Origin of the sequence: Alishewanella sp. d11, assembly GCF_049390205.1 — a bacterium.
In the GTDB taxonomy this organism is placed as follows: Bacteria; Pseudomonadota; Gammaproteobacteria; order Enterobacterales; family Alteromonadaceae; genus Alishewanella.
Genome location: NZ_CP186547.1, coordinates 303,859 through 317,500, shown reverse-complemented (window position 1 = coordinate 317,500; position 13,642 = coordinate 303,859). Strand labels below are relative to the sequence as shown.

At 40.4% G+C, this 13,642-nt stretch carries 16 protein-coding genes; 12 read left to right on the top strand and 4 right to left on the bottom strand.

Features of this window, described 5'->3' with window-relative positions:
* Nucleotides 1-94 precede the first annotated feature (94 nt).
* Nucleotides 95-1,204 carry a hypothetical protein gene (locus ACO1PK_RS01550; protein WP_423186932.1) on the top strand — a complete coding sequence of 370 codons (1,110 nt, stop codon included), beginning with the start codon at nucleotides 95-97 and terminating at the stop codon, nucleotides 1,202-1,204.
* 154 nt (nucleotides 1,205-1,358) lie between these two features.
* On the opposite strand, the gene ACO1PK_RS01545 is transcribed toward ACO1PK_RS01550, so the two are convergent.
* Nucleotides 1,359-1,511, bottom strand: coding sequence for a hypothetical protein (locus tag ACO1PK_RS01545; protein ID WP_423186931.1), 153 nt, complete (start codon nucleotides 1,509-1,511; stop codon nucleotides 1,359-1,361).
* Nucleotides 1,512-1,625: 114 nt separating this feature from the next.
* Here ACO1PK_RS01545 and ACO1PK_RS01540 point away from each other — a divergent pair, with 114 nt between their 5' ends.
* From ACO1PK_RS01540 to ACO1PK_RS01530, 3 genes are all read left to right on the top strand, one after another.
* Complete coding sequence (locus tag ACO1PK_RS01540) at nucleotides 1,626-1,901, top strand: hypothetical protein (RefSeq protein ID WP_423186930.1); 276 nt, start codon at nucleotides 1,626-1,628, stop codon at nucleotides 1,899-1,901.
* Between the two features lie 20 nt (nucleotides 1,902-1,921).
* Nucleotides 1,922-2,284, top strand: a complete 363-nt coding sequence (locus ACO1PK_RS01535; RefSeq protein ID WP_423186929.1) for a hypothetical protein — start codon at nucleotides 1,922-1,924, stop codon at nucleotides 2,282-2,284.
* Between the two features lie 99 nt (nucleotides 2,285-2,383).
* A complete protein-coding gene (locus tag ACO1PK_RS01530) occupies nucleotides 2,384-2,566 on the top strand; it encodes a hypothetical protein (RefSeq protein WP_423186928.1) in 183 nt (60 codons plus the stop codon).
* A 112-nt stretch (nucleotides 2,567-2,678) separates the two neighbouring features.
* Here ACO1PK_RS01530 and ACO1PK_RS01525 read toward each other — a convergent pair whose 3' ends face one another.
* Complete coding sequence (locus ACO1PK_RS01525; protein WP_423186927.1) at nucleotides 2,679-2,951, bottom strand: hypothetical protein; 273 nt, start codon at nucleotides 2,949-2,951, stop codon at nucleotides 2,679-2,681.
* A 341-nt stretch (nucleotides 2,952-3,292) separates the two neighbouring features.
* Here ACO1PK_RS01525 and ACO1PK_RS01520 point away from each other — a divergent pair, with 341 nt between their 5' ends.
* The 6 genes from ACO1PK_RS01520 to ACO1PK_RS01495 all read left to right on the top strand — a co-directional run bounded on the left by ACO1PK_RS01520 (nucleotide 3,293) and on the right by ACO1PK_RS01495 (nucleotide 7,703).
* On the top strand, nucleotides 3,293-3,655 hold the full coding sequence (locus tag ACO1PK_RS01520; protein WP_423186926.1) for a hypothetical protein: 363 nt from the start codon (nucleotides 3,293-3,295) through the stop codon (nucleotides 3,653-3,655).
* A gap of 593 nt (nucleotides 3,656-4,248) precedes the next feature.
* Nucleotides 4,249-4,500 (top strand): hypothetical protein, encoded by a 252-nt coding sequence (locus ACO1PK_RS01515; RefSeq protein WP_423186925.1) that lies wholly within the window; start codon nucleotides 4,249-4,251, stop codon nucleotides 4,498-4,500.
* Between the two features lie 208 nt (nucleotides 4,501-4,708).
* On the top strand, nucleotides 4,709-5,725 hold the full coding sequence (locus ACO1PK_RS01510) for a hypothetical protein (RefSeq protein WP_423186924.1): 1,017 nt from the start codon (nucleotides 4,709-4,711) through the stop codon (nucleotides 5,723-5,725).
* Nucleotides 5,726-6,143: 418 nt separating this feature from the next.
* Complete coding sequence (locus tag ACO1PK_RS01505) at nucleotides 6,144-6,311, top strand: hypothetical protein (protein ID WP_423186923.1); 168 nt, start codon at nucleotides 6,144-6,146, stop codon at nucleotides 6,309-6,311.
* 20 nt (nucleotides 6,312-6,331) lie between these two features.
* Complete coding sequence (locus ACO1PK_RS01500; protein ID WP_423186922.1) at nucleotides 6,332-6,844, top strand: hypothetical protein; 513 nt, start codon at nucleotides 6,332-6,334, stop codon at nucleotides 6,842-6,844.
* Between the two features lie 85 nt (nucleotides 6,845-6,929).
* Nucleotides 6,930-7,703 carry an NYN domain-containing protein gene (locus ACO1PK_RS01495; RefSeq protein ID WP_423186921.1) on the top strand — a complete coding sequence of 258 codons (774 nt, stop codon included), beginning with the start codon at nucleotides 6,930-6,932 and terminating at the stop codon, nucleotides 7,701-7,703.
* Between the two features lie 109 nt (nucleotides 7,704-7,812).
* Here ACO1PK_RS01495 and ACO1PK_RS01490 read toward each other — a convergent pair whose 3' ends face one another.
* A complete protein-coding gene (locus ACO1PK_RS01490) occupies nucleotides 7,813-8,751 on the bottom strand; it encodes a hypothetical protein (protein WP_423186920.1) in 939 nt (312 codons plus the stop codon).
* Nucleotides 8,752-9,753: 1,002 nt separating this feature from the next.
* Between ACO1PK_RS01490 and ACO1PK_RS01485 the strand changes: the two genes are divergently transcribed.
* Nucleotides 9,754-10,377 carry a LysE family translocator gene (locus tag ACO1PK_RS01485; protein WP_423186919.1) on the top strand — a complete coding sequence of 208 codons (624 nt, stop codon included), beginning with the start codon at nucleotides 9,754-9,756 and terminating at the stop codon, nucleotides 10,375-10,377.
* 41 nt (nucleotides 10,378-10,418) lie between these two features.
* Complete coding sequence (locus tag ACO1PK_RS01480; RefSeq protein ID WP_423186918.1) at nucleotides 10,419-10,940, top strand: YgjP-like metallopeptidase domain-containing protein; 522 nt, start codon at nucleotides 10,419-10,421, stop codon at nucleotides 10,938-10,940.
* Between the two features lie 37 nt (nucleotides 10,941-10,977).
* Here ACO1PK_RS01480 and ACO1PK_RS01475 read toward each other — a convergent pair whose 3' ends face one another.
* The gene (locus tag ACO1PK_RS01475; RefSeq protein ID WP_423186917.1) at nucleotides 10,978-13,566 is read right to left on the bottom strand and encodes a TonB-dependent receptor plug domain-containing protein; all 2,589 of its coding nucleotides are present in this window, start codon (nucleotides 13,564-13,566) and stop codon (nucleotides 10,978-10,980) included.
* Nucleotides 13,567-13,642 lie beyond the last annotated feature (76 nt).

Here is a 13,642-nt window from a genome sequence, read left to right as displayed (position 1 = left end):
TCATTATCCTTAAAATAGTAAATCACCTGTATATGCACTGAGATAATGAACTGCTGTTTGTTTGGTGGTATTTTACCTGTAAAAGGGTAGTCACTTGAGTGTTAGTGAAATGAAGAACGTTGTTAGTGATGAAAAAATTACAGAATTTAGAGAATTAGTAAACTCTAATTCCAGCTTCATTTTCAACACTTATAAAGATAAAAATGGTAAGAACCATTGGAATCTTATTTGCTCATGTATGGATTGGCTTACTGTCTCGATCAGGCACTTAATGAATGCATCGGCTTTAGACAAGAACATTGATGTTCGTGTGATGCAGATGTTTTCACTCATCTCTTCCATTGACCTTGTATCCGAGTCAATAATTCAGCTACATCGCGTCTTTATAAACCCATGTACAGTCCCATTTGCAGGCGAAAAAATGTGCTTTGCTGATCGTATCTTCTCTAATGAAGATGATAACAGCTATTTCAAGACTATCAGAGCTTCGTTTGGCGCTCATCCAGTTAATCTCAATCAATCCAATTCTAAGCGTTTCGCAAGTTGGCCTTTCGACAGTCATTTGAATAATGGGGAATTGACTGTTCATCTATATAGCAATGAAGTCAATGAGCCAGATTTAGTCATGAATCTTAACTCGAACGAATTAATTGCATTTCTTAATACCAGATACAATTATCTCGATGTGATTTCTGACAAAATAAAAAGTATATATTCAGAATTCCAACACAACCTATCAAAACAAAGGATTCAGACTAGTATTGAACCTATTGAACAGTTACATATTCTGAGAGCTGAGTCAAAAAAGAGGTTAGATAACGATTACTATAACAGTGAGATTGACGATCTTATTATGATTTTTGAAGCCGAGATATCTCAACCTGAACTTGAACCATTAGCTGCTAAATACAAAAAGTCTCTCGAGCCACTTATCGAAGAGATCAAAAGCAATCTTCAAGAAATGAAGATTACAGATCTAGTTAACTCCAACTCACCATCAAATAGCTCTGAACTCAGTCGTAGACTTAGCTATGAGATAGGGAAATTTTACACTTGGATTTATGGTGAAAATTATGATCCACTTATTCACTACTACCTAGAAAGATTCAACAATGAGACAAATTTTAAATTCAACTTCAATATTAACGATTCGTGTAACTTACTGTTTCTTAAATTGATGCTTATGTTAAATGCGTCGCTATAATAGGTGGAAACACAAACGCAGAGAAAGTTTTTATGGGCCCGTACTAATCAAAAAAACACACTGACTTCGTCGCCCTCTAATAACTGCTTTTGGCACAAAAGTGTCTAGAACTAGACACTTTTTGCGTCCAGCACCAGTTAAGGGTAATTCACTATCAATTCATCGGATAGTGAATTTCCTCATACTCATACACCAACTGGCATAACTCATCACACTCTGGTGTGCCAGGTTCAGCCTCCAGCAACAACTCTATGGCGGCTAGCGCTGCTTCATGTTCTTGCGCGTTGGTAATAGGTGGTTTTGGCATATCCCGCATCCATAATAAATATCCTTTAACTGAAAATATCACAATTTTTGCCTGCCTACATCCTAGTTATCTCTGAGAACAAACTTTTACTAGATAACACTGGAGAACACGTCAATGACATTAAACGCCAATATGCTGATTAAACATATCGAGGCTTTGCTTGAAATATGCGTGAGCACACTAAACTCGCAGGATGCAGTAGCAATACAGCAGCTGGAATTGCAGTTTAAACATGTTAACGCCAATGAGTTACTGCTAAACGAAATAATTCGGGGTTTATCTGAACAAGTAGATGATGAAACAGTACTGAGTTATTTTCGGATGTTGTTACGACACGCACTTCTGGAGAGAAAAAACAACTTTAACAACCTGTTGGCCCAGCCAACATAGTTGTTATTGGAGGAGAGGGTATGAGTGACAGTTTGGTGCGGGTATATCAGCGAAAAAGTAAGAGCCCTTGGGACGATTGCTCCACGTTTTTATTATTGGCAGACATTGTTGATACTAATACGAAAACGCTTGGTTTTAGTCGTTACATTTATCTACACAGAGATGCAGGCGGTAGGCAGTTAGGGATCAGTGTTAGCAGGTCGATCCAAGAGGATTTAAAATGCGAGCAATATATTGATGCCATAAATATGCATGCTGTATTAGCTCAGTACATCGAGGACATCAGCCAGTTTTGCGAGCAATACCCTGACGATTTTGAATCGGTATTTGGGTTACCACCCGATATTTACATGATTGTTGCTGCAGCATTTTGGGCTAAATAAGCTGAAAAGCTTTCAATTTTATGGCGGGGTTACCCGCCATTTTCATTTTTTTGCACAGTGCGCTTCTACTTAGGTAATACAAACAACCTGGAGAAAGACATGCAAGAAACAACTAACCTGATTGAACAATTAGAACAAGCTCTGTACGCAATACAATTATCAATTAGTACTCTGAAGGGGGATTCAGACCCAAATCAGCTATGCCTTTTTGGCCCACCGCCTCATATAGAGATAGCTGAACGAAAGGATCAGCTGCTGATTGTCGTTAAGAAACACCACTAAATTATTTAAATGGGCGATTCCCGAGTTTGGGTTCCGCCTAGCTTTACCATCTATTTGAAGTAACGATTGGTCAAATGGCAATTAACCTCAACCTAACTGGTTAATTGGCTGCCTAACGTTTTTTCAAGATCATGTAACCAACATATACCGGTACAAAAAACAGCGTATAGACAACCGCATAAAACACACTATGCGGTTTTTTGCTGGCGTAGTCGCGATAGTATGCGGCTCGGCCAATCAGCGTAATGCTAAATAGCATGCTACCAATCGAAATCAACACCAGGCTATTGATAGGATTGCTGTAAAACGTCGATAAGTATGCAAAATACAGCATGCTGGTAATAACAATTGCTAGTGGTATCGCATTCGAAAATGCATCTCTCATAAATATTTCCCTGCAAAAATAAGTGTTTACGCAAGCGCCTTACTTATCCCATTGTTAAAAAGAAAACCCTCGATATAACTAACGAGGGTATCTTCAACAACTTCATGAGGACAAGTCATGCGGTATTAGGTTGCGGCAGGTAAAAGAGGTGTTTGTTTGAGGACAAAACCCTGCCGCAGTTGAAAACGATGAGGCGTTGCGGTTAACTAGCAACGCGCTGTTAAAAACAACTTTAATGATTGAGATTGCAAATGCAAGGGTTAATTGCCGCATGATAATAAGAAATTCCCTCCAGATGTTACTAGTTATTGGTGTAAGACACACAACACACCGGAGGGAAAATGTCATTACAACTAACGAACCAAGTCAGTCATAACACGCTGTTGTTAGCGCAGCAGAATATTTTGCTATACGCAGAGTATGATGCAACAGGGCAAATCAACCAGGACAACTACATAGTAATGTGCAGAGATGTCAGGGGGCGAGTAACTGGGCTTTTGGTTAGCGAATCCATACAGCAAATGTATGCATTTGAACCCTTTGTTACCGCAGAGGAAATGCTATTTATTCTGAGTGAGTACGAGCGTAAAATTGCAGGATTCTGCCAAGTTTTTGCCGCAGATTTTGAGCAAATTTTTGCACTACCGCCAGATGTGTATTTTGCCGCAGCCCGTCATTACTGGCACTATCGGCAAGCAAGCTAAACACTCGGTGGCCACAGGCCACCGTTTTTTTACTCGCGTTCAAAATAGCAATGCCTTGCTTTATCTAAAGCAGTCTAGCGCCATAAAGACATAGTCATGGCCACACGAGTTTTTGCTCTTCTCTGTCGCAATAGCTTATTAATTAGCCCTGTTTCAGCTTAAGGTGCTTTCTGCAAACCATAACTAGGCCAACTGCCATAACAGCCATAGGGATTAACCATAAAATTTCCATATCTGTTACTCCTCGCATGCCTTAAATTTTCCTGTCCGAAACTCCACAGGCTCTTTACTTTAACTTAATGAGTTAGCCTGATTTTTCAAGTGCTTTCAGACTACCAAACAGATTTAACGAGATAAACAGGCTTGCATTTAACGCATAAAATTATCTGCCTGTAAAACATACACTGAATGTCCGAACAGTATGGTATTAAATCAGAAACAGCTTAAGATGGTGATTTGCCATGACATGTCACTTATCAATACAGTTAACAACGCATTTGGCCTTGCTACCTGCAAGGGTATGGATGATTGGTCATCAATGCTAAAAAGCTTACAACGTGTTTAGGTTCAGCTCGCGCATAAAAGGGATACTAATGCCAATAGAAAACACTTATCAGTCAATTACTGACCTACCAGATTTAAAGCTGTTTAAACGCATGGAATGCGGAGCGGTATACACACAAAACCATCATGGTAAATACAACGTGGTTATGGATGAAAGTGGCTTAGCCGATCTGCTTTCGCCCGAAGAACTGGATGATGTGGCGCTAATAAAGGTACTTGATTTTAAAACTGAGCAAGAGCGATCAGCCTATTTACTCGTCAGGTTTGGAGCCCAGAATTAACCCTAGGTTTTAAGTCCATTATTCAGTTAAACCGTTAGTTAAACCCGAATTTCAGGCTTAAGTAATTAACAAAATTTATAGGTAAAATATTGTTGTAGATAAGAAATCGATGTATGTTTCAACAAGCAATATTTTAAGTGAAGAAAAGAAATATCTGAACTAAATTATTGGGTTATTTAGTGCTTGCTGCAGTTAGTAAGGGGAAGAAATGGAAGAGATTATAAAGCTACCTATTCAACTTGGATTTGATCTTGCAACCTCATTGACGATTATAGGATCATTATTTTTTGTTATCTTTAGAATTCAAAGGAGTATTAAGTCTGAGAGAAGTCAACGTTTCGACAAGCAAGCTAGGAGTGTAGCTGCAACGCAGCTGCAGCTTTCTGTGGACATTTTAGCAAAAATATTCGTTGAGAAAGTAATAAAAACTTCAGAGAAAGTTAAAAGTAATCTTGTTCGTTTTAATGCTAATCCTAGTACTGAAAGCTTAGCTCTAGACCTAAAAAAAGACGGCAGGCTTGCAGAAGTAGTATTAAATTTTAATGATTCAAGAGCATCTATTAAATGTTTTTTCGAGATGCTGCACTCTGAAAAATATAAAATAATACCAGTTATTGATGCGATTGAAGATAATATAGATCTTGTCGCTACATTTAATGAGCAATTGCATAAAGTTGAGTATTTTCATGATAAACATATCACAGGGATAAGTTGTCTATTAGAAGATATTTATAACCTGACGATAGCAGTTGGCATTGCTAAAAACGAACATTTTAAAACTTCAATTGATAATCTTGATGCTGTAAATGAAAGTGCAATTACTAAGCATGTTGCAAGCATTTTTTTTAACCCTGATTACTGCTATTGGGTACGTAATTTTGTACCTGAGGAGGATGTTTCAAATCTAGAAACTCTAATTAAGAATTACTCCTCATTAAAAGAATCACCTGACGAACTAAAGAGTTTTTATTATACTTTCTGCAATACTCTAGTTCAGAGTATGTTTGACGATGATAATGTGAAATATAAGTATTTTTCTCAGGTGATAATTCGGGGGTTATCCAAGCAAGACGAAATGAATAAGATTTGCAAGGAGCTGCTTGTAACATTTAGCGCGATTTTGAAATATCTTCTAGCAAAGGATAGTGGCAGCGTTAAAGTGTCAAAGATAATAGAACTTTATAAATCTGAAAGTTATTTCGGTTTGGATAAAAATTTACGTTAATTTTTGTTGGTTATCTTGATATATAAGTAGGGCGTCTTTAACCTCCAGTGAATATCTTGCAGTTCGTAAAAAGCGGTTTGTCCAGCGCTGGACAAACCGCTTTTTTATTTAAAACATATGCATATCGCAATTTTAGAAAAAAATATTTAGGTGATTGGATTCCAGTCGGCAAGCCGAAATCCTTGATATCACTAAAATGCTAATATTGATGCTCAATGAGCCGAGTTGCAATTTCTTTATTTGTCCCCTCGTAAGTTAATTTTTTTTGCCGAAAACGCCTTGATAGTATAAACACAGTGTGTCGCTCAGCAACCAGATTATTGGAGCCAAACAAACCTCTATGCAATGAGCTGTAGAGATTGATAATTCAAATCAACATGTCTACATTTATTTCACGTAGTGTTAAAGATGGTTTGGTATGGATATTATTGAAGTTGATGAGGTACAGTTTAGAAAGCAGCTTGAACGCTGGCATACTGCAGGACGCACATTGCTCAATTTACCAAATGTTGAGCGAAAAGCTGGGAAGCTTACAATATCGTTTATTAGCCTGGATAACGGAACCATCTTTATTCATTATCAGTAGAGGGAAATGAACTTCACCAGTTGTTGAAACGGACTTCTACTAAACCGGTGGGCAGTTTTAATCACTATAAGCAGAGACTGAGAGATTTAGACAACAGTGTTAAGAAGTTCCATCTTCAAGAAGCACTGCGTTATCACACTGAGTGGCTAAACGGTCGATTGTTGATCTTAAGCGGCGATTTGAATGGCGCACTGGATATGTACCTCCAAGCTGTTGAATCATCATTATATAAATCAGGCTCGAATATCAAAGATATTTTAAAGGATGCAATGTCGATTGCTGCTATACAGACAAAACCACACAAGCCGACACTTAAAAAGCTCAAAAGTAGAGCGTTAACTTTTTATCCAAAGATGATTGAATATGAACACAGAGAGATGCCAGTTAGGATCTCTGATGAAGAAATTGATTACTGGCGTTTCCAATTTACTCTGAGATTCCCGCAGTCTGGATGGTTCCAAGAAGGTAAAGATACTTTATTAAACCATCTTTCTGATATTGGTTTGATCCAACTTGTGTCAAAAGTACATTAACGTTAATTAGTTATGGTATGCCAAAGATAATTTACGATTCGAAATTGCAAGTCTTTAATAAAGAGCATTAAAAAGGAATAGATCATTGAAGGACTTACATTCAGAGAAAAAAATTGCAGTGCTTATTGATGCTGAAAATGCGCAGTACTCTGTACTATCCGCTGTGTTATCAGAGCTTGCAAAGCATGGGCATATAATAGTCAAAAAGGCATATGGTGATTGGAGTAGCGCACATTTAAAAAATTGGAAAGATACCCTGAATGAATTAGCGATTAATCCTGTGCAGCAGTTTTCATATACTCAAGGAAAAAATTCGTCAGATGCAGCAATGATCATAGATGCAATGGATTTATTGTACTCAAATAAATTTGATGCTTTTGCACTTGTATCAAGTGATAGCGATTTTACTAAGCTGGCTTCACGCCTTAAAGAGTCACAAATATATGTATTTGGCGTAGGAGAATACAAAACTCCGTTGGCATTTCGTAATGCTTGCGACGATTTTATTCATACTGAAGTGTTGCGAGCTCCTGAGTCTGATGAACCAGTTGAAATGGCTCCTGTAAAGCAATCTAATTCTGAACTCAGTAAGAAATCCAAACGCGAACTCTGCTGCGATACGCGGTTAATTAATATCTTAAGAAACTCTGTTAGGGATAATGCTGACGCTGATGGTTGGGCACAGGTTGGTGGTTGTGGTGCTCTAATCAAGCGTCAGTACCCTGATTTTGATGCCCGAACATATGGATTTCCCACTTTTACAAAATTGTATGAGGCGACTGAGCTTTTCGAAATCGATAAGCGAAAAACGCCTGGTATCAGAGCTTTGGATGTTTATGTAAAAGATAAGCGAGCATAGATTATTTATTAAATCTAGGAACGGCTGGTCAAAAATGACCAGCCTAACTCAAAGAGTGAGCTCATAAAAAACGAGCTCGTCATTATCTTATCTTAAATGGTTTCTTAGATTAAACCTGCTCAGCAATAAGTAGTTTTGCTTGCTGCAGCGAAAGCAACTCATCGAGTTTTGAATTCGTTTCAGCAAGCTTCTTCATGATCAACTTATTTTGCTCCCGAAGATATTGTTCAGTATTCGAGGCGCAGTTAAATTCTTGATCTATTCTCACCCAATTTTTGAATGTTGGGGGGAGTAATTCCGAACCGTTGTATTTGAGAAATGAGCTCAAGTCATGTTTCATGGTCAGACCTTTGCTTTTAACCATGTCAAAAATTCTATCGAACTTAATAGAAAGCTCATTTTCTGTTTCTGAAATTAATTTTTTCAGTTTCGATTCAGAGCACCCACACGCTTTTAGTAGATTTTTGTCCATACTACGCAGTGCAAGAAAAATGCTAGAAAGCTCAATGCCATCAAATTCCATTAGTAAATCTTCATTCTCCTCTAAGTCGAAATGTGCAGAGAATGGTTCGATGTGATGAATTTTTACCCACTTCTCCCTCAAACCCATTTCATGAATGTAGGCAACTAGTAATTTGTAGAATGGAGGCAGCGTATCTTGCTCTTCCATTTCTTCAAACTCATCAATTGATAAAGGTACTTCAGGAATCGCACAGCCCAGTTTTTTTAGTTCAATTAGGGGAGCGCATGAAAAAAATGTTGGATCTGATGCAATAAGATTCGACGGGAAATCGGCAGAAGTAATAATGGAATCTATAAGACCGATCCAATCTTCAATGATTACATTTTCATGTGATATATCGTACCAATCTATGTAATAGTACTGTTCAATATCGAGAAGCTCGAGTAGTCTCTTTTTAACCATATCTGGCAGTATTGAACTATCAGTATTCCATTTAGAAAGTTGTTCATCGCTGAAACCTAATTTTGCAATGAGTTCAACTTTAGTAATTCCCATTTCGTTTAATGCAACCGTAACTAAATTCAAATGCACCTCTGTAATTCACAAAATGATTAAGCTCTAGTTCTGCTAACTAGAGTTGGAATGGTGCTTGCATGTTTTGTTTAAGTCAATGATTAATTGTGAAATATTTTACTACCTATAAGTGGTTGGCAATGTGTCTAATAATTTGTTTACATTTAATGGAGAAGAGATTTATAACTAAGTGTTTAGAATAATTACGGATTTTTGCTAGCGTAATTAATAATATGTTTACAACTTACGGTGTGATTTTTTGTGGGCAAGATCTTGATTAATATTCATAAGTGTTGCGTTTTGCGTAGTTGCAAAAAACGCAGATTAGTGAGTGGTGTGTAAGTCTACATCGTGCGGTACTTTTTAATCGCTATAGTCAGGTAGCGTTTTGCTGGTTTTAGAAAGCAGATGGGTAGCAGTTTGGGTTACCCAGAGCCGAAGTGGTAAAGACACAAGAAACTTTGCTGCAGCTGTTAAAATGCTTCAAGGAAAATTGGTAAAACTAAGGTTCTTCATAGAGGCTATGGGTAATTAATAATGATACCCATTGTCTCTGAGTGGCCTCTTTGATATCCTCTTTGTGCTTCGAACCAAAAGCATGAAATTTTGGGTAGCAAAACGGAAAATAGACGCTTTTTTAGAAAAAGCATATAAAAAACAGTGCGTTGCGTTCAGATTCGGAGGCCTCTCTCTCCGCCAAATTAAAACAAAAGGCCCACGCCAAAAGCGTGGGCCTTTTGTTTTAACGCGGCAGAGACAGAGGATTTGGTTCGAACCCTGCGGTTCGACCAACTTGTCAGGAACAAGTTGGGACGCACTTTAGTGCGGCCCCGAAGGGGTTGAGGGCAGGATGCCCGAAACAATCCCTAACCCACCGCAACGCCAAAAGCGTGGGCCTTTTGTTTTAACGCGGCAGAGACAGAGGATTTGGTTCGAACCCTAAGCTATAAAACAATCCCTTGTCGCCGCCGCCTTAAATGACGACAATAGCGCAACTTTATTACCGAGGTGGCTATGGTAAATCTCACGTTGTTGGGCGCCTTTATTCCTACTTTTTTGTTTGTGTCTATTACTCCCGGTATGTGTATGACCTTAGCCATGACGCTAGGTATGAGCCAAGGCGTGCGTCGCACCTTTTGGATGATGTGGGGCGAGATGCTGGGTGTTGGCTTAGTCGCGATGCTTGCTGTGCTGGGTGTAGCTGCCTTGATGCTGCAGTTTCCCACCGTTTTCCAGTGGTTTAAGCTAGTTGGTGCCGGTTACCTCGCTTATATTGGTCTGCAAATGTGGCGAGCAAAGGGTAAGTTGGCAGTACCACAACTAGGGATGCTACCCGCATTTTTACCCCGACGGACTTTGTTTAGCCAAGGCTTTATTACCGCGGTGTCTAATCCAAAAGGTTGGGCATTTCATATGGCATTATTACCGCCCTTTATCGACAGCCAGTTGGCTTTTTGGCCGCAATTGCTGGTGCTGATTTCTATTATTTTGTTATTGGAGTTTTTATCAATGTTATTGTACGCCGGCGGCGGCAAAGCCTTGGCGGTGTTTTTAACCAGAGCGAATCGGCTGCAGTATTTAAATCGTATTGGTGCCAGTTTAATGTTTGGTGTGGCATTGTGGATGCTGCTTGGTTAATTAATTTAAAACGAATGTTATAGCTAACCTGATAAGATCTTATGGCAAATTTACCCTATTTACGCAGCTATCCCGACAGTCTGCAACAGCAAGTGATGGCACTGTTAGTCGCCGATCAGCTGGGTACAGTGCTCGCCAAGCGTTACCCTGAACCAAGTCATAGCATTCAAACCGATAAAAGTCTTTATGAATACACCACCGCGCTGAAGCGGCAATTCTTAAAAAGCAGTGAACCCTTGAGTAAAGCTGTGTTTGATCCCAAAATTCACATTATACATAACGCTTTGGGCACACACAGTCAGGTTAGTAGAGTGCAGGGCGGTAAGCTGAAAAGTAAGAATGAAATTCGCATTTGTAGCCAGTTGAAACAGTTGCCATTGCCACTATTAAGGATGCTTGTGGTTCACGAATTGGCGCATTTCAAAGAGAAAGAGCATAACAAAGCCTTTTACAAACTGTGTCAATATATGGAACCAGACTATCATCAGTTAGAACTGGATTTGCGGTTATATTTAACGTGGCAAGATTATCAACAAGCTGCTGCCAATAAAAAAGGGCAATAGCGCAACATTTGCTACTATTGCCCTGTCCAGGAACAGTTTAGAAGTTAATGGTATATCGCAAGGTCCATAAGCGTCCGACCCAATCATGTACTGCGCTGGCATAGCCATCGGTAGGGGAAGACGCATAAGGAGGGGCTTTGTCAGTTAAGTTACGTACTGCCAAACTGAGCGATTGTGCATCGCTAATGTCGTAACTCAGGCTACCACTCAGGGTAGTCCAGGCTTTAACGGTTTCATTGCCACCAAAACGGAAGTCGCCATCGCCTAGCTCGCTAATGTAATGTGCGGACAAGCTGGCAGACCAATCACCATTACGCCAATCTGCACCTAGATCGGCAACAAGATCGGGCCGAGCTATTTCATTAGCACCTGATAAACGGCCTAATAAATCTTCTTTTGCTGAATCAGGCGTTAATTGACGCTCATAGCTAAAGGTTTTGGTACCTGTTGCGTAGAACTTAAAGCGACCAAAATCAGTATCTAGGCTGTAATTTAGGTTAACATCGATACCATCAGTTTCTTGACTGCCGATATTGTAAAAGCCAGTACGTAAAAACACTAATTCGTTATTCACTACGACACAGCCAAAAGCATCACCCAATGCCGTCACGCTATTAGTTACTGGCGCATCACCATTTAAACAACCGCGAAGTGTCGTAATTGAATCGTAATCCACAATATCGGTATGGCGATAACGCCAGTAATCCGCGGTCAATTGCAGATTATCGGTTAGGTTCCATGAAATACCGATGTTCAATGCTCGTGATTTTTCAGCATCTAGCGCTTTGTTACCAACACGTTCTTCATCATAGCCAACTTCAACCGTCTGAGTACCACAAAAAGACAGGAACGGCTGGCCAGGTAAACAGCTGATATAGTTAAAGCCCAATGACTTACCTGCGCCAATTTGCGAAAGTGATGGTGCACGAAAGCCCGTACTGGCTGAAGCACGTAGAATGAGATTATCTGTTGCACGATAACGTAAGGAGAGCTTAGGGTTGATGTCACTGCCAAAATCGCTGTAACTGTCGTACCGCAAAGCGACAATGGCATCCAGTTGTTCGGTAAGGGGGACGTTAAATTCAGAATAGAGCGCGAATTGATTACGGCTTGCTGCAGCATCACTGGCTCCCAAGGAATACACCTCATCTGCCGCCGCTGAGGCCGATGGTGTATCTGAGGTTTCTTCACGACGATATTCACCACCAAATACTGATTGCACTGCGCCTGCAGGCATCGCAAATAGTTCGCCATTAAAGCTAAAGTCTGCTGAGAAAACCGAAGAGTCACCCACCCGAGGTGCTTCGTCCCGCATGCCAGTAATCACATCTTGCGGCGTATCTCTACCTAAATTAAAGGGGTTAAAACTGCCATTATTGACCGCTTCGCGTACTTTAGCGCGTGAGAAATACCCTGAAACATGGCGGATTTCATTTTCAGATTTGCCATAACTTACGGCGGTCTCGTAACCCCAGTTACCCAACTCGCCGCGTAAACCGGCCAAGGCGCGATAAGCTTCTGCTTCAAAAGACTGGCTACGCCGCTCCGGAAAACGGGTGCGCAAGCGAATAGTATTATCTGGGTTTCCATCGGCAGCATTTAACTCTCTGGCCCAAGCTGGCACAAAGTCGGCGTTGCCCGGCACGGTAATATCTAAGCCTGCCGGTGCATCGTAAGTGAAACCGGTATTGCGTTGATACATGGCTTCGGCAAAGAACTCTTTGTTATCCCCTAAATCATAATAATGATTAATGGTGGTACCAAAGTTCTTCGTTTCCGGCTGAATGGCCCGCTGAATTACATAGTCGTAGCTACAGCGCGTTTTGTTATTACTGGTGTCATTGCCACACCATGGCTCTGGATGATCAACGCCATCAATAGTTACCCGGGTATTGGATTTAAAAGTTACTTCAACATCACGGTCTTTATTGAACAGGGCATTACGATCAAAATAATCAATCACCACAGTGGTATTGCTGTTGGCTGTAGCAAAGCCGCCGACATAAGTCAGATTTTTACGACTAAAATCATGGCTTGAGGTATCGTCACCATACATCAGCGATACTTCATGGCCTTCTACATCTTTACGTAAAATAAAGTTTATAACCCCTGCGATAGCATCTGAGCCATAAACCGATGAGGCACCGTCGGTTAGCACTTCTACGCGTTCTATCGCAGACATAGGAATGGCATTAACGTTAACAAAGGTATCAGCACCGTTGCTAAAGGAGTCTACCGCCACACGGCGGCCATTTACCAGAACGAGCGTAGAGCTGCTGCCTAGACCGCGTAAACTCACGCCTGCTGAACCTGCTGGCGCACCCTCATTGCCTGAAGTGCCACCAATTTCGTTAAAGGTTCCTGCGCTGGCTTGCGGTAGATCACGCAAAAAGCTGCTGATACTGTCATAACCACGCCGCGTTAAGTCATCGCGACTAAAAACTTGAAGGGGGTTGGCTCCTTCCATGTCGACGCCTTTAAGACGAGAACCTGTGACTTCAATTTTTTCAATTTGCTGCTCTTCGGCAACAGGCTCATTGGTATTTTGGGCAAGTGCTTGACCAGATAAGGCGAAGGTTATGGCCAAACCGAGTTTAGACAGCTTTTTAACTGTTTGATGTTTCATACACATTCCTCTGGATAATCTAAAGTGTTGCCTTTAAAGGCAATCTGGTTAAAAAAGGAGCTGCGCCGAAACAAAG